Source organism: Brevibacterium sp. BDJS002 (genome assembly GCF_028201555.1).
Taxonomy (GTDB): domain Bacteria; phylum Actinomycetota; class Actinomycetes; order Actinomycetales; family Brevibacteriaceae; genus Brevibacterium; species Brevibacterium aurantiacum.
Genome location: NZ_CP116392.1, coordinates 3621672 through 3636930 on the forward strand (window position 1 = coordinate 3621672; position 15259 = coordinate 3636930).

The 15259-nt window shown below is 64.6% G+C and carries 14 protein-coding genes; 2 read left to right on the forward strand and 12 right to left on the reverse strand.

The genetic code is table 11. The features are described 5' to 3' along the window. Positions 1–4: 4 nt before the first annotated feature. The 9 genes from PGC08_RS16845 to PGC08_RS16885 all read right to left on the reverse strand — a co-directional run bounded on the left by PGC08_RS16845 (position 5) and on the right by PGC08_RS16885 (position 10723). Complete coding sequence (locus PGC08_RS16845) at positions 5–1144, reverse strand: phosphotransferase (protein WP_271708953.1); 1140 nt, start codon at positions 1142–1144, stop codon at positions 5–7. Next, positions 1141–2403 carry a phosphotransferase gene (locus PGC08_RS16850; protein ID WP_069600932.1) on the reverse strand — a complete coding sequence of 421 codons (1263 nt, stop codon included), beginning with the start codon at positions 2401–2403 and terminating at the stop codon, positions 1141–1143. Before PGC08_RS16850 ends, PGC08_RS16845 begins: the two co-directional genes overlap by 4 nt. A 2-nt stretch (positions 2404–2405) precedes the next feature. Then, complete coding sequence (locus PGC08_RS16855; protein WP_096162036.1) at positions 2406–4292, reverse strand: ABC transporter ATP-binding protein; 1887 nt, start codon at positions 4290–4292, stop codon at positions 2406–2408. Continuing rightward, entirely contained in the window at positions 4289–5464 is a 1176-nt protein-coding gene (locus PGC08_RS16860) for a glycosyltransferase family 4 protein (protein WP_069600933.1), read from the reverse strand. The genes PGC08_RS16855 and PGC08_RS16860 overlap by 4 nt, the downstream gene beginning before the upstream one ends. Further along, complete coding sequence (locus PGC08_RS16865) at positions 5461–6834, reverse strand: glycosyltransferase (protein WP_096159793.1); 1374 nt, start codon at positions 6832–6834, stop codon at positions 5461–5463. The genes PGC08_RS16860 and PGC08_RS16865 overlap by 4 nt, the downstream gene beginning before the upstream one ends. Further along, on the reverse strand, positions 6824–8050 hold the full coding sequence (locus PGC08_RS16870) for a glycosyltransferase family protein (RefSeq protein ID WP_271708954.1): 1227 nt from the start codon (positions 8048–8050) through the stop codon (positions 6824–6826). The genes PGC08_RS16865 and PGC08_RS16870 overlap by 11 nt, the downstream gene beginning before the upstream one ends. Positions 8051–8135: 85 nt before the next feature. Then, complete coding sequence (locus tag PGC08_RS16875) at positions 8136–8795, reverse strand: response regulator transcription factor (protein ID WP_009882516.1); 660 nt, start codon at positions 8793–8795, stop codon at positions 8136–8138. Positions 8796–8814: 19 nt separating this feature from the next. Next, the gene (locus tag PGC08_RS16880; protein ID WP_271708955.1) at positions 8815–10335 is read right to left on the reverse strand and encodes a sensor histidine kinase; all 1521 of its coding nucleotides are present in this window, start codon (positions 10333–10335) and stop codon (positions 8815–8817) included. After that, on the reverse strand, positions 10250–10723 hold the full coding sequence (locus PGC08_RS16885) for a hypothetical protein (protein WP_271708956.1): 474 nt from the start codon (positions 10721–10723) through the stop codon (positions 10250–10252). Before PGC08_RS16885 ends, PGC08_RS16880 begins: the two co-directional genes overlap by 86 nt. Positions 10724–10872: 149 nt before the next feature. Between PGC08_RS16885 and PGC08_RS16890 the strand changes: the two genes are divergently transcribed. Further along, a complete protein-coding gene (locus PGC08_RS16890) occupies positions 10873–11658 on the forward strand; it encodes a DedA family protein (protein ID WP_009882520.1) in 786 nt (261 codons plus the stop codon). Positions 11659–11683: 25 nt separating this feature from the next. Here PGC08_RS16890 and PGC08_RS16895 read toward each other — a convergent pair whose 3' ends face one another. Genes PGC08_RS16895 through PGC08_RS16905 form a run of 3 tightly spaced genes read right to left on the reverse strand, consistent with a single transcriptional unit; the run spans position 11684 to position 13762 of the window. After that, entirely contained in the window at positions 11684–12526 is an 843-nt protein-coding gene (locus tag PGC08_RS16895) for a shikimate dehydrogenase (protein WP_009882521.1), read from the reverse strand. Positions 12527–12572: 46 nt separating this feature from the next. Then, entirely contained in the window at positions 12573–13010 is a 438-nt protein-coding gene (gene aroQ, locus PGC08_RS16900; RefSeq protein ID WP_096146300.1) for a type II 3-dehydroquinate dehydratase, read from the reverse strand. A gap of 2 nt (positions 13011–13012) precedes the next feature. Further along, positions 13013–13762, reverse strand: a complete 750-nt coding sequence (locus PGC08_RS16905) for an IclR family transcriptional regulator (RefSeq protein ID WP_009882523.1) — start codon at positions 13760–13762, stop codon at positions 13013–13015. Positions 13763–13922: 160 nt separating this feature from the next. Between PGC08_RS16905 and PGC08_RS16910 the strand changes: the two genes are divergently transcribed. Beyond that, complete coding sequence (locus PGC08_RS16910; protein WP_271708957.1) at positions 13923–15245, forward strand: MFS transporter; 1323 nt, start codon at positions 13923–13925, stop codon at positions 15243–15245. Positions 15246–15259: the final 14 nt, after the last annotated feature.

Consider the following 15259-nt stretch of genomic DNA (forward strand, 5'->3'; position numbering starts at 1 on the left):
CGCGTCACTCGTGCGCGGCTTCGAGCATAACTCCGGTGTGTGGGCTCCAGCGCGGTCGGAACGCATAGACACAGGCGAGCCGCACGAGCGCTGAGCGCTCGTAGGTGCGGACCCGGGCTGGATCCAGTCCGCTCGCCGAGGTGATCCGAGAGATCTCCCCGATCACCACCTCGGCGTCGTCCTGGGTCCAGATCCCCTGGTGACTGCGCCACTGCGCGTGCGCGCGCAGGTTGCCCAGGTCGAGTTCGCGTTCGCCGAGGCAGGCCGTGTCGACGTCGAGCAGTCCGGGTCCGGCCACCGGATCCCACATGACCTGCTTGTCATGGAGGTCGCGGTGGATCGGACCCCAGTTCCGCTCCCCCGCCGAGGAATTGTTCCCGTCTGCCAAGGACGCGCCGTCGCTGAGGAGGTCGGCGCTGACCTGCGTGATCAGAGCATCAACCTCGGCGAGCTTCTCTCCGAGGTGGACGCGGGCACGATCGCGCCACTCGTTGAGCACCTGCACTTCCGAGCTCGCCGAATGGACCGGCATCGACGGCATCGCCGCAGCAATCGTGTTCGTCGCGGCACTCGTGTCCGCTCCAGCAGTCATGTCCGTCTCAGTGGTCGTGTCGGTCGTGGATGCGGCGAGCGCCCAAGCGTCGAGAGCTTCCGCCCAGGCACGCGACCAATCAGCACCCAAGCGCTGTGGATCATGGAGTTCGACGCCCGGCAGTGCACTGAGGACGACGGTCGAATCATCCGCGGTGAGCACGGTCGGCAATGCGAAGCCGTTCCGGAACGCTTCGGCCCGGTCCTGTCCGGCGACGATTCCATCCGCTTTGGACGAGCGCACGCATTTGGCGAAGCGTCCATCGGCCAGGCGGATCACGGCTCTCTTCCCCGGCCGATGCGAGACCACGCGGTTCCCAGCGGTGCCGAGCAGTCGCTCGAGTCCCGGCAGCTTCGAGTCTCTGCCTTCCTCGAGCATGTCCACTCGACCGTTGCTGAGGAACCCTGACCTGATCGCAGACCCGTGCTGAGCTTCGAGCGCGATCCGACCTCGGCTGGCGGGCCAGGCACGGCACACAGTCCACTTCTGGCCTTCGATCGTGACGAATTCGGGGATGTCAGACACCGTTTGTGCCGCAGGTCCTGGCGTCATTTCGACACCCGGCTCGCGTTCGCGGACAGAGCCTGCTGAGCTGCATTGATGGTCTGCATTGTGGCCTGCTGCCAATCCGGTCGGCATGTGCGCCACGGTTCGACGGCCGTGACGAGCATGGCCCAGGCGGCCCATGCCTCCACATCGACATCGACTCCGCCTGCTGCTCGGTAGCCGTCGAGGAACCCGGCCTCGAGTGACGTGCCTTCCTCGTCGGTGCGTCGCCGACAGGCGGCCACCCAGCGGCCGAGGTCCATCCCGACAGGGCCGACACCGGCCCGGTCGAGATCGATGATGCGGCATTCCGAATGACCGACAAGCACCTGGTCGGGGCTGAGGTCCCCATGAATCGCACGGGCGCCGCCATCGGCTGCAGCACCGGTGAGGGGTTCGTTCCCGATCCGCTGTCGAAGCTCCCGGACGATGTCCTGGACGGACCTGCCCACTTCGGGCAGCAGCTGCGCCAGCAGCGTCGCGGTTTCCTCGGCTTGATCAAACGGCGATGGAGAGGAACCGGAGACCACCTCGGCGGGGGTGTGGCGGTGAAGTTCTGCGATGATGACTCCCACTTCCTCGGCCACAGCGAGGTCGGGAGACGTCTCCAGGTCACCCGTCCCCCACCAGGGAGAGCCCACAGCCGTTCCTTTGCTGCCGATGGGTTCGACAGGGAGGGTCGGCAGACCCCAATCGGTCCACTGTTTGGCGGTCTCGACCAGGTGCTGCTGGGAGCGGGTGCCGATGCGAATGAACTCGGGAGCCCCCGCGTGCTCTGGCGAATGTTTGAGCAGAACTCTCCGTCCGGGGTTGTAGCCGATGACATCGATCTCACCGTTCAACCGCGCAATCGCGCGAGCAGTCTCCTTCCCCAGCTTCGAATCCGCCGCCACCGATCCACTCAGCAGCACACTGCCGGTGGCACCGGCGGATCGTGGTTCGCTGCATTCGTGCACAGTGATCGTCTCATCGTGCCGGGCAGCCCGCCTGCGAATATTGACGAGCTTGTCAGCGCTGGTCACAACCGCAGTCCACCCCCAGTCCTCAAGCCCGCCGAGGCGGCTCCCGGCTTCCCGCGACCAGGACACGATGGCATTGCGACCGGGTTTGACGCGGATGCGGTTGGGCACGACGGGAAAGCCTAAGCGCTGCGAGAGTGCCTCGGCTGATCTGAGCTCGGTCACGTACGGCAGGTTCGCGAACTCCGCCGTTGCCTCATCGAGTTCTGCCGTTGCCTCATCATCGATTCCATGAAGGTCCGTCATGGTCACGCCCTTACCTCCTGAGGAATATTTCCCATCTGGGAATCTTCGGCCTGTGTGCGCATCCACTCGGCGACGCGTGTGCCGGGATTGCCCGCCAGCTCGCTCGGCGATCCGTCTTCGACGATCTGTCCGTCTTCGAGCCACAGCACCCGGTCGAGGCCGCGGATCATGGCCAGATCGTGAGTGATGACGATGCTGGTGCGCCCTTCGGTCAGCATGGAGACCGAGTCTGTGACCTGTCCCCGGGTCGCCGGGTCGAGGCCCGAGGTCGCTTCGTCGAAGACGACGACGGGGGCGTCGCGCACCAATGCCCTGGCGATGGCCAGGCGCTGGCGCTGCCCACCGGAGAGGGTGTCGCCGCGGTTGCCCAACACGGTGTCGTAACCGTCGGGCAGTCCTTGGATGAAATCATCGGCTGAGGCGGCACGGGCCGCGGCCTCCACCTCGGCGTCGGTGGCATCCAAGCGACCGTAGCGGATGTTCTCCCGCACGGTCGCGGCGAACAGCACCGATTCCTGCAGAAGCACGGACATGCTCGACCGCAGGGAGGCTCTGGTGACGTTGTGGGTGTCGTAGCCGTCGATGAAGATCGATCCCGATTCCGGCTGCGAGAGCCTCAGCAGGTAGCTCATCAGTGTGGATTTCCCGGCCCCTGAGGCGCCGAGGATTCCGACCTTCTGACCCGCGGGAATGAGCAGATTGAGATCATCGAACAACGGGTTTCCATGACCATCGGTCGAGGTGATGCGGTCGAAGACGACATCACCGGCAACGGGTCCCATGGTGAGCGCACCGGGGGCGTCGGCAATCTCGATCGGTTCGTCGAGGAGGTCCGCGATCCGCTCCCCCGATGCGGTGGCGCGGGCGATCCGGCCGGTGTATTTGGCCATATCGCGCAGCGGCTTCATCGCGATCTTGAGGTACATGAGGAACAGCACCAGATCGCCCGGGGACATGGCCCCACGCAGCACCTGATAGCTGCCGAAGATGAGCACGAGAGCCTGGGAGATGCCGACGAGCACATCGGTCGAGCGCTCGAGGCCGGCGGCGAGGCGACGTGCCCGCACTCCCGCCTTGAGTGCGCGTTCGTTGCCGTTGGCGAATTCGCGTGCCACTGTGCCTTCGAGACCGTAGGCCTGGACGACGCGGATGGCGCCGAGGGCCTCAGCAGCGGAGCCGACGAGCCTGCCTTCGCCCTTACGGGTCGAACGCGAAGCCGTCGTGATCTTCGGGGTCGCGATCTTCGAGAGCACCCCGTAGATCGCGGCCGTGATGAGCACGATGGCGCTGAGGATCGGGTCGAGGATGACCATGACGACGAGGAGGACGGCCAGGGTGATGACGTTGCCCACCAGCGGAAGACCGGCCGTCACCGCCACTTCCTGGAGGCGTCCGATATCGCCGACGAGGCGCTGAGAGGTGTCTCCGATCGAGGCCCGCGAGTGGTACTTCAGCGACAGGGCCTGCACATGTTCGAAGACCCGTGAGCGCAGCTGGGTCGCAACCCGGGCGCCGACGAGTGCGAAGCAGATGGTCGAGGCATAGTTCGCCACGGCCCTGCCCGCCACGATGACCGCCAGACCGATCGCGGCGGCGGCCAGGGTCATCCCGACGTTGGATCCGACGCCGATGGTCGGCCCGATCTCTGCGCCCAGGGCAGAGGTCACCGCATCAATGGCGATCTTGAGCGGCCAGGGTTCGAGGATGCGGAAGATGACGTCGCAGAACAGTGCGGCCAGTCCGCCGAGGATGAGCCACTTGTGCTGGCCCAGGTGCGGGGTGAGGATTCGCAGGGTTCGCTTCAGTGCCCCGGGCGAGATCTTCGTCCGGGACTTCTTCGACTGCGAAGCCTGCTGCGACTTCTGCTCTGGTTGCGGGGTCTGACTCATACCGGCTCCATGACGAACGGTTCCAGGATCTCCTGGCACCGGCTGGTCCACGAATGATGGGCCAGGGCTTCGGATCGGGCGGCAGCACCCATACGATGACGCACTTCGGCGTCGTCGATGAGGTTCTGCAGGGCAGCACTCAGGGCACCGGTGTCATCGGCGGGCACCAGTGTCGCGGCATCTGTGCCTTCGAGAACTGCGGGAATCGATCCCACGGCTGAAGCGACGATGGGCAGCCCTGCGGCGAGGTACTCGTAGATCTTCAGCGGTGAGAAGTAGTTCTCCCCCGCCGGGTACGGGGCCACGGCGATATCGAAGGTGCGCAGGTGCGCCGGGATCTCTTCGGGGGCCAGCGCACCGTGGAAGGTCACGCGACCGCCGAGGCGACGGGCCTTCGCCTGCTGTTGCAGAGCCTCCGATTCCGGCCCATGCCCGAGGATGTCGAGATGGAAGTTTCCCTGCAGCCCCGCGCAGGCCTCGATCAGTCGATCAGTGCCGTGCCAGGGTTTGAGGGTTCCCACGAATCCGATCCGCACCGCACGGCTGCCTGATGCGTCCCGGGCGGTCGCGGTGGGGGTGATCCGGTCCGTGTTCACACCGTTGGGGACGACCGAGACATCGCTCAGACCCGGGTAGTCCCGGTTCACCCAGCCGGCGACCGCATCACTGACGCAGACGATCCGCTCGGCTCCGACGAAGCTGTGGGCCGTGGTCCGAGCCGCGTGCTCGTCGTGGACGAGCCCACGATGCTGCTTCTGCTCAGCGAGCAGCGGTGCGTTGACCTCAAGGACCAATGGCGCGCCGAGGCGGCTGCTGATTTCGGCTCCGGCCGTGGAGAACAGCGAATACCGTTCATAGACGAGGTCAAAGCCCTGGTCGGCTCCCGCATCCGGATCGGAAACGGTGTCGACGACCATATCGGCGAGCATGTCGGACAGGCGCATGAGGGCGATCTCGCGTTGGCTTCGGTCCAGTCCGCGTGGCACCTCGAGCCGGGTGATGTCGACGTCGGCGAGGTCGGCTGGGATGTCGTCATCGGTGCGGGTGCAGAAGATGCTGACCTCGTGGCCGAGGCTCCTGAAGGTGCGGACGACTTCCTGCACGTGGACGCTCGCGCCCTTGGTGCCGAAGACTCCGATGCCCGGGTCGAGCAGAATGTAGGCGATTCTCATGACACGTACTCCAGTTCGCGGTCAGCATTCGGTGCGGCTTGGTCGGTGTTCGACGCGGCCTGATCAGCGTTTGGTGCGGCGCGGCCGGCGTTCGGTAGGGCGCGGCCGGCCTGGTCGACCAGTCCGGACAGTTCGCGGGCCTGGGCCGCCGAGTCGTGCAGCCGGCACACCAGATCTCTCGCGGCGTCGGTGATCTCTCGCACGGAATCCGGGGCTTCTCGCAGACGGCGGACCACCTCGGCGATGGCGGTGGTGATCTGTTCGGGATCGCTCCCGTCGTCGACGAGCCAGCCGGTCTCACCATCGATGATGACCTCGGGCACCGCCGTGACATTGCCGGCCACACAGGGAATTCCAGTGGCCATGCCTTCGAGCAGCACGGTCGGCAGGCCATCGGCGTTGCCGTCGGTGCCGATGACGAAGGGGGCGACGAGGAGGTCGTGGCTGACGAAAATCTCGCGGACCTCGGACTGGGTCAGAGCACCGTGCATGTCGACGAGCTCGGTGAGATGCAGAGTGTCGATGAGCTCACGCAGCTCGTCCTCGAGCGGACCTGTGCCGACGAGGTCGAGGTGGCAGGGCAGGCCGCGATCGCGCAGCCGCGCAAGTGCAGTGAGCAGATGCCCGAAGCCCTTCTTCTCGACGAGGCGACCGACTGCCAGCAGCGAGGGAATCGCCTGCGCCGCGCCACTTGGCTGCTCGGCGATGGTGGGACGGTAGGGGAAACGCTCAAGTTCGAGACCGTTGCGCACGACGACGATCCGTTCGCTGAGTTCGGGTCCCAGGATGCGGTGCAGATAGCTGTGGTTGTAGTCGCTGATGGCGATGACGTGGTCGGCGCCTGCGACCTTCCGGCTCAGATCCTCGAGTTCGACGCTCTCATGGAAGATGTCCTTCGCATGTGTGGTGAACGAGTACGGAATAGCGGTCAGGGCTGAGGCGGCTCTGGCCACGGTCGTCGCCACCGAGGCGAAGTGGGCGTGGAGGTGGGTGACCTCGTGTTCGAGTGCCAAGCGGGCCACGGCCACTGCCTGGACGGCATCGTCGTGGCCGAGTTCGGCAAGGTCGCCGAGGTGGGCCTGCAGACCGGAGGCGATCTTCGGATCCTGCAGGCTGTCCTGCCAGGTCTGCCAGTAGCTACGGGCGCTCGAGGGCCGTTCGACGTGGATGACGGGCGCCTTGACCCTGGCCAGCTCCGGGTGGAAGCGGGTGTCGGTCGTGGGACGGAGGGAGAAGATGACGAGCTCTTCACCGGCGGCTTCCCTGGCGAGGATTTCGGAGACGATGAAGGTCTCAGAGAACCGGGGATACATCTTCAGCACGTAGGCCCGGCGGACGGAAGGCTTGGTGGGAGTGTGATCAGCCTGCATAGCGAATCTCCTTGATCGAAGTGATGCTGCCACGGCTTGCTGCAGCTGAGTCTGTGCCGATTGTCTCGGCGTCTGTGCCGATGAGTTCGGCTGCGAGATGTGCGATGGTCTGGAGCCCGGCGAGGTCGACATTCGAACGGTCGATCGAGTGGCCCACCCGATCTCCGAACCAGTCGTTGAGCGCGGCGACGCTCACCTCGGAGAAGGCGCAGGTGTCGACGGCTCCGACGGCAGCGAGCGCTTCTGCCCGCCGAGGCTGTTCCGCGCGATGGCTGTTGCGGGGGACGACGAGAGCTGGGGTCGCAGTCGCCATCACCTCGCTCAGAGTGTTGTAGCCGCCCATGCAGACAACGGCGCTGGCCGAGGCGATGAGGCCGGGAATGTCATCGCTGTGTCGAATGACCGTCGTCTCTTTCGCTGCGGTGCGTTTGAGTGCTTCGAAGTCTGCGAAGTCCATCTGCGGGCCGGTCACGACCACGTGGTTGTACCCTGCCGGTGGCTGTGAGCGCACGGCGATCGAGGCGAGTTCGGCGCCGTCGGAGCCGCCGCCCAGACAGGTGAGCACGAACCTTCCCGGCGTGGTTGTGGCCCGGTCATCGGGGCGTTCCATGGCCAGGTACCCGGTGCATTCGGCGATGCGGGCGAGTTCCGTCGGCACCTCGCCGGTCGTGCGAGGGTCGTAGACGTCAGGATCGCCGTAGATCCAGACCGCGTCGAAGGAGTCCGCAACAGCACCGGGGCCGCCCACGCGATTCCATTCCCGCTCGATCACCTTGGGTGAGTCGAGGACCTCGCGCAGGCCGAGGACCGTCCGGCATCCACGGGCACGAACGTGGCGAAGTGCTTCTCTGAGTTCGCCGTCGATGCCGAAGGGGTGCCGGTCAACGATGAAGAGCTCCGGGTCCTGCTGGTCGAGGATCGCCTTGATGGCGGCCTTCCGAAGCGAGCTGAGTCCCTCCATCGACGAGGCGAGCGCCCGCGGCTGGTATCCACCGGCTGCAGGAGTCACACCTGGAAGAATCACCCAGTCCCACCCTGCCGGCAGGTCGAAGCGGGTGGCTTCGGGATTGCCTGCGATCAGCAGTCCGCTCACTCGTCGACCGGTCAGTGCGGGAAGTGACTTGGCCATGGCGAAGGCCAGTGCACGGTTGCGGCGGATGTGCCCCAGGCCCAGCGAGTCGTGGGAGAACAGTGCGATTCTCAAAGTGGAATTCATAGTTCTCATCTTGTCGCGCGCAATTAAGGTGGAATTAAGATTCAGATGAGAAGACTCTTAGGGTCGAATTCGGTCGACATCGAACTCAGTCGACGCGGTAGCCGAATCCTCGCACCGTGGTGACGAAGTCGCTGCCGAGCTTCTTGCGCAGATACCCCACGTAGACATCGACGACGTTGGAGCCGGGATCGAAGTCGAATCCCCACACGTGGGACAGCAGCTGTTCTCGTGAGAGCACATTGCCGCGGTTCTGCAGCAGGATCTCTGCCAAGGACAGCTCCCGGGCGGAGAGGTCGATGATCTTGTCTGCCACCCAGACCTGGCGCTTGAGCAGGTCGATGCGCACGTCGCCGCGGACGAGTTCCGTCTGCGGTGCTTCGGTGGCGGTCTCTTTGAGCCGCAGTCTGATGCGGGCCAGCAGCTCGCCGAATCTGAACGGTTTGATCATGTAGTCCGCCGCACCGGACTCGAGCGCGAAGATCGTGTCATCGGCGTTGTCGCGTGCGGTGAGAACGAGGACCGGAAGATCGGGTCTGTCTTTGCGCAGCTGGCTGAGCACGCTGAATCCGTCGAGGCCCGGCAGGCCGATGTCGAGGACGAGCAGGTCGAAGTCTCCTGTCAGCGCCAGATCACGGCCGGTGATCCCATCGGCGGCGATCTCCGTGACGAAGCCTGCGGCTTTGAGCCCTTTGGCGATGAAGGCGGAGATCCGCGCCTCATCTTCGACAACGAGAATTCTGTTCACTGCGGTCCTTTCGGCAGGATCATTCGGAACTGGGCGCCCTGGAGACGTGGTCGAGGACTACGGTGCCTCCGTGCGCCTCGGCGATGGCCCTGATGATGGACAGTCCGAGTCCGAAGCCGTGTCCTTCTGTCGACCCTCGACTGAATCGTTCGAAGACGTCGGCAGCGATCTCATCCGGGACTCCGCTTCCTTCATCGCGGACCCAGATGTGGACGTTGTCATCGACTACGCGGGCGCCGAAGGTGATCGACTGGTCCTCCTCGGTGTGTTCGACGGCGTTTGAGGCCAACTGAAGCAGAGCCTGCGTCAGCCGCTGTCGATCACCGGTGAGGACGATTGCCGGTGGAGTCTCGATCCGCCAATCACGCTGCCCCAGCCCTTTGGCCTTGGCCAGGGACTCGTTGAGCAGGGACGGTACGTCGACCTGTTCCGGTCGGACGAAGTCGGGGCGCCGAGATCGCGCCAGAATCAGCAGCTCCTCGACGAGTCGGGCCATCCGATCGGTTTCGTCGAGCAGCATCGTCCGGGTCTCATCGACGTCATCGACGTCGCTGGAGTCCATGGTCTCAAGATGGCCGCTGAGGATGGTCAGGGGTGTGCGGAGCTCATGGCCGACGTCGTCGAGGAAGCGCCGCTGTGTTTCGAAGGAGGCTTCGAGGCGGTCGAGCATGTCGTTGAATGTGCGTCCGAGCTCGGCGATGTCGTCATGGCCTCGTGTGGTGATTCGGCTGCTGAGATCGCCGCCGGAGATCGACTGTGCGGTCTGTCGCAACTCGGTGACCGGGGCCAGAAGCTTCCTGGCCAGCACCAACGAGATTCCCGAGATGAGCAGTGCGGCGGCCAGTGCGACGATGATGTAGATCTGCATGACGTGTGTGAGATCGGTGTGGCTGGCGGTGACGTTGTGGACGACGACGAACGACCCCGGGCCGTTGGCAGTACCCGAGTTGGTTCCGCCAGCTGAGTCGCCAGCGGATGCATTCCCAGCGGGCGCGTTTCCACCGGGCCCGGAAGTGATCGGCAGTACGTAGCCCTCGTATTCATCGCCGTCGATCGTCAGTTTGATCTCCCCGCCGTCAGCGGACACTCCGGCCACGGCCTCCTCGAACTCCTGGGAACGATTCACCGCGGAGTTCGGGTCTCCTTGGTAGAGGACGCGACCATCGGTGAGGAAGGCGAAGAGGGTTTCGTCCTCGTCCGGCCGATTCTGGGCGAGGAACTGGGTGAGGATCTGATCGACGGAGGTGAAGCGCTCCCCTGTTTCGGGATCGACACCGTTCTGGGCGAAGGAGCGCATCTCTGCGATCTCCTGAGTCATGGAGGCAGAGTTCCGCCCCTCGACGTTGTTCGCTTCGACGGTATAGAGGACGAGTCCGACGACGGTGAGTGCGAGTACGGAGAGAATGGCGACCGCGATCGTCAGTCGGTTCTGAACGGTCATCCTGATGCGACGCTCAGTCGTCGTCATCATCGCCATCATCATCGTCGTCGCCGTCGTCGCCGTCGTCGCCGTCGTCGCCGTCGTCGTCGCCGTCATCATCGTCGTCGTCATCGCCGCCGGAGCCGCCGCCGTCGGAGTTGGCGGAGGCAGCGGGCACTTCGCGCGGCGGGTTGGGCACCGGCTCATAGGAATGTTCGAGTTCCTCGGGCCCGGACGAGTCGTCGGAAGAATTCGAGGACTGACTCGAGTCGGTGGGCTGATCGGCAGAGCCGTCTGCTGACTCGGTTGCGTCGGCCGATTCGGTCGCACCTGCGGATTCGGATCCATCGGCGCTCGCGGGCGCCGAGGTCTCTGGGGTGACTTCGACCGGGGTGAGATCTGGTGGCTCCGGCTGAGCAGAGGTCCTGACGATGATGACTGCAACCAAAGCGAGCACGACAACCAGACCAGCGATCACGCCGCCCAGAATCTTCGATCGTCCTTCCACGCTCTCAACACTGCCCAAGGCCGGAAGGTTTGTCGAGCGATCCGCGATGAGAGTCTTCTTAGACCAGGTCAACCGCGCACTGCCAGGGATCGTCGGAGTCCCTGTGATACCGTGAGCGCCGACCGCACAGCCCCAGGCAGGAGCCCCTGATGAGTGAGAACCGTCTGCCCGATGACGAGGCCCGGTTCGAGGAATCCGAAAGCAGTGACTCTCATCACGACGGCCCGACCGAGGCCCCCAAAGAGAGCACTGACTCCTCCGACGAGAGCCCCTGGGCCGCGATCAAACCGTGGAAGGGTAAGGCCGCGCGTCTGGACAAGGTGCTGCTCTTCCTCATCATCGGCGTCCCACTCGTCTACCTGGGACTCATGCCGCTGCGTCCTTGGATGCTGGTCAACGCCCCGGTCCTGCAGGAATTCATCAACGGCGCCAAGACCGCTGTCGTTGCCGCAGGTGCCTACGCCCGCGTCGGTGAGATTCCGCTGTGGCTCGTCATCGTTGCCGGATTCATCGGAATGGCGAAACTCGACTGGGCCTTCTGGTTGGCCGGCCGACGCTGGGGCGACGGAATTCTACGGCTCTTCGCCCAAAACGAGCGACAGATCAAACGCATCGAATCCCTCAAGCGGATCCCGAACTGGGCGCTCTTCCTCATGACCATCGTCTCGCGCTGCCCGGGAGTACCGGGAACTCTCGTCTACCTCGTCGCCGGCTGGACACGGATGCGGTTATCGCTGTTCCTCATCGCCGACCTCCTGGGCTGCCTGATCTTCACTCTCATCTGGACGACCTTGGGCTATCAGCTGGGCGAAGCCGCCGTCGATATCCTCAAGGTCGTCGACAAGTACGCGCTGTGGCTGACCTTGGCGATCATCGTCGGCATCTTCGTCATCACCTATATCCGGGAGTACCGGAAGCAGAAGAACGCTCAGTGAGCTCCCACTTCACACGTCGGTGAGCTCAGGCTCCGAAGGACAGGAAGGTCTCGCGCATTCGAGTCGGATCGGCCTTGCGTCCGCTGAAGAGCTCGAAGGCGTCGATTGCCTGATTGACGGCCATCCCTGAACCGTCGAGGGTCCGGCACCCTTTGGCCTTGGCCTCCCTGAGCAGCTGCGTTTCGAGTGGGAAGTACACGACGTCGGCGACCCAGGTCTGCGAATCCAGCAGGTCCGTGTCGAAGGGCGTCCCCGGAAAGGCCGCCATTCCGACCGGGGTGGCGTTGACGATTCCGTCCGCCGAGGTGATGGCCGGTTCCAGCTCCGACATCGAGATTGCGCGGACGTCGTCCCCGATCTCGGCGGCCAGGTCCTGTGCCCGCTCGGCGCTGATGTCGGCGATGACGAGGTCCTTGACACCCGACTCAGACAGGGCGAAGGCGACGGCACGGCCCGCTCCGCCGGCACCGATCTGCACCACGCGGTCCCGTGCCGCACCCTCGAGCCCGGCTTCGAAACCTCGCGCAAACCCGGTGACATCGGTGTTGTGACCCGTCGTGCGCCCGGCTTCGTCGATGACGACCGTGTTGACCGAGCCGATGCGGCGAGCGCCGGGGTCGACCTCGTCGAGTAGCTCGATGACCTGCTGCTTGAAGGGGTGGGTGATGTTGAGGCCGTCGAAGCCGAGGTGCACGGCCGATGTCAGCAGCTCAGCCAACGGCACAGAGGTCAGTCGCTCCTCGGCGATGTCGATCGTGCGGTAGATCGTGGTCAGATCGTGCGCGATGCCTTCGTTCTCGTGCATGCGCGGGGTGCGGGAGGCGGAAATGCCTTCGCCGATGAGCCCCAGGAGCAGTGACCGGGTCATAGTCTCACTTTCGTGTGGTGCGTGTTCACGTGGTGCGTGCGGTGTTTCAGGTGTCGAGCTTGTCGGCCAGGATCTCCATCGCGTGCACATACCCCTGGGCTCCGGCGCCGGCGATGACTGCAGCGGCTACGGGTGAGAGGTAGGAGTGGTGGCGGAACGATTCGCGGGCGTGCGGGTTGCTCAGGTGCACTTCGATGATCGGGTGATCGTAGGATTTGAGCGCATCGTGGAGAGCCAGCGACGTGTGCGTGTAGGCGCCGGCGTTGATGATGGCACCCACGGTGGTCTCTCGGGCTTCGTGCACGGCATCGATGAGGTCGCCCTCATGGTTGCTCTGGATGCAACGGACGCGCAGGCCCACCTCGGCGGCACTTGCGGTGCACATGTCCTCGATATCGGCCAGCGTGGTGTAACCGTAGATTTCGGGTTCGCGGACGCCGAGGAGGTTGAGGTTGGGTCCGTTGAGGACGATAACGGTCTGCATGGTCACCTGGGCAATCTGGCGGCGATCGCGGCCGCCGTCTCGGTCAGCTGGGGAACGAATTCGATGAGTTCGTCAAGGGTTCGGCGGAACACCGGTGCGGCCAATGCGAGGGCGGCCAGCAGCCGTCCGTCGAGGTCGAAGACGGGGACTGCCAGGGCGTTCATGCCGATGTCGTTTTCCTCGGACTGTCCCGCCCAGCCGGTGGTGCGGATCTGTTCGAGCTTGGTTCGCAGCTGTGCGGGATCGGTGATGGAGTTCGGGGTCCGCGGCTCCAATTCGAGCTTGCCGATCGTGTCATCGCTGTTCGGGTCGTGGGCGAGCAGCGCCTGCCCCAGCGCCGAAGTGTGCAGCGGAGAGTCGTCACCGGGATCCGTCGTGGTCCGAAACTGCGGACCGTCGACCGTGATCACCGTGAGCGCAGCATTGCCACGACGGACGGAAAGGATGCTTGACTCCCCCGTGGACGCCGTCAGCGCCTGGAGCAGGTCCTTGGAGGATCCGGCGAAACCACGACGATGAGCCACCTTCTGCCCGAGACGGAAGACTTCCAGCCCCAGGGTGTAGGCCTTGGTGGAGGGATCGTAGTCGGCGTATCCGGATTCGACGAGGCCGCCGAGCAGCCTATAGGCGGTGCTGAAGGGATGGCCGGTGAGCTCCGCGGCCCTGGCGGCACTGATGCCCTCCGCGTGATCGCCGAGGAGCTCGAGCATATCGAAGGCCTTGGTCACGGAGTTGGATCCCTTTGCCGGCATTCTTCGCCTCCTTGCTTCGACTGCTTGGTTCGACTGAGTGAACTGAACGTGGCTCGTTTACGTGAACTGAACGTTGACAGACTATGTCATCTCGATCACACTGTAAACCACACTGTAACAACGACTTCCATATTATGGCAATAGAGAGATGCGAGGAAGCATGATCAACGCGACCGAAGACGCTCGTCCCGCCAAGACCCCGTTCCGGGCGGCGCTGTCGAGCTGGACGGGTTCGGCTCTCGAGTACTACGACTTCGCGGTCTACGGAACCGCCGCGGCACTGGTGCTCAATTTCCTGTTCTTCCCGGACACAACCGCTCCGGGCATGGCCATCCTTCTGGCGATGGGCACAGTCGGCGTCGCATATGTGGTTCGTCCGCTGGGCGCGCTGATCATGGGACCCCTGGGCGATCGCTACGGACGGAAGTTCGTCCTCATGCTCACCCTGTTCCTCATGGGGTTCTCGACCTTCGTCGTCGGCTGCCTGCCCACCTTCGACCAGGTCGGATACCTCGCGCCGGCACTTCTGGTGCTGTGTCGCGTGATCCAGGGACTCTCCGCTGCCGGTGAACAGGCGAGCGCGATCAGCGTCTCCCTCGAACACTCCCAGGAGACTAAGCGCGCCTGGACGACGAGCTGGACGCTGCACGGCACGCAGTTCGGCACCCTCCTGGCCACCGCGGTCTTCATCCCCTTCACTGCATTCCTCCCAGAGGAGGCGCTATTCAGCTGGGGCTGGCGCGTACCCTTCTGGCTCTCGGCACTTGTGGTGCTCACCGCTTGGCTGATTCGCCGGGGCCTCGACGAGCCACCTGCGTTCAAGGAGGCCCGCAATCAGAATCCTCCGCTGCTGGCCGTCTTCCGCTGGCACAAGGCCGCAGTCCTACGTGTTGCCTCGTGCGCCATGGTCAACACCGTGAACATGGTCTTCACCGTCTGGTCGCTGTCGTTCGCCACCTCGATCGTCGGCCTCGAACGATCGACCATGCTGCTGGTGTCGGTCATCGCCAACGGCGTGGCTCTGTTCGCCATCCCTCTCGCCGCGATCCTCTCCGACCGCATCGGCCGCAAGCCCGTCTTCATCACCGGAGCCCTGGGTGCCGGACTGATGATGTTCCCCTACCTGGCAGCGGTCTCGAGCGGAAACTGGACCCTCATCTTCATCTGCGGTGCGATCATGTCCGGTTGCGCCTATTCGATGGCCAACTCGATCTGGCCCTCGTTCTACGCGGAGATGTTCCCCACCACGGTGCGCGTCACCGGGCTGGCCCTGGGCACGCAGATCGGCTTCGCCGTCTCCGGCGGACTCGCTCCGGTGCTGGCTTCGGCCGTTGCCGGTGCCTCGGGAGAGAATTGGATCTCGGTCGCCGTGTTCACCGCCGGTGTCTGTGTCTTCACGGCGCTAGCCGCCATGACGGCGAAGGAGACCAAGGCGCTCAGCCTCGAAGAGATCGACACAGTGCACGAGGCACGCTCACGCTGAGGAGCATGCCGGTG

Excerpts from the sequence above, each read along its gene's own strand:
- PGC08_RS16845 (WP_271708953.1), bottom strand. The coding sequence starts at position 1,144 with ATGACGCCAGGACCTGCGGCACAAACGGTGTCTGACATCCCCGAATTC.
- PGC08_RS16850 (WP_069600932.1), bottom strand. The coding sequence starts at position 2,403 with ATGACGGACCTTCATGGAATCGATGATGAGGCAACGGCAGAACTCGAT.
- PGC08_RS16855 (WP_096162036.1), bottom strand. The coding sequence starts at position 4,292 with ATGAGTCAGACCCCGCAACCAGAGCAGAAGTCGCAGCAGGCTTCGCAG.
- PGC08_RS16860 (WP_069600933.1), bottom strand. The coding sequence starts at position 5,464 with ATGAGAATCGCCTACATTCTGCTCGACCCGGGCATCGGAGTCTTCGGC.
- PGC08_RS16865 (WP_096159793.1), bottom strand. The coding sequence starts at position 6,834 with ATGCAGGCTGATCACACTCCCACCAAGCCTTCCGTCCGCCGGGCCTAC.
- PGC08_RS16870 (WP_271708954.1), bottom strand. The coding sequence starts at position 8,050 with ATGAATTCCACTTTGAGAATCGCACTGTTCTCCCACGACTCGCTGGGC.
- PGC08_RS16880 (WP_271708955.1), bottom strand. The coding sequence starts at position 10,335 with ATGATGACGGCGACGACGACGGCGACGACGGCGACGACGGCGACGACG.
- PGC08_RS16890 (WP_009882520.1), top strand. The coding sequence starts at position 10,873 with ATGAGTGAGAACCGTCTGCCCGATGACGAGGCCCGGTTCGAGGAATCC.
- PGC08_RS16895 (WP_009882521.1), bottom strand. The coding sequence starts at position 12,526 with ATGACCCGGTCACTGCTCCTGGGGCTCATCGGCGAAGGCATTTCCGCC.
- aroQ (WP_096146300.1), bottom strand. The coding sequence starts at position 13,010 with ATGCAGACCGTTATCGTCCTCAACGGACCCAACCTCAACCTCCTCGGC.
- PGC08_RS16905 (WP_009882523.1), bottom strand. The coding sequence starts at position 13,762 with ATGCCGGCAAAGGGATCCAACTCCGTGACCAAGGCCTTCGATATGCTC.
- PGC08_RS16910 (WP_271708957.1), top strand. The coding sequence starts at position 13,923 with ATGATCAACGCGACCGAAGACGCTCGTCCCGCCAAGACCCCGTTCCGG.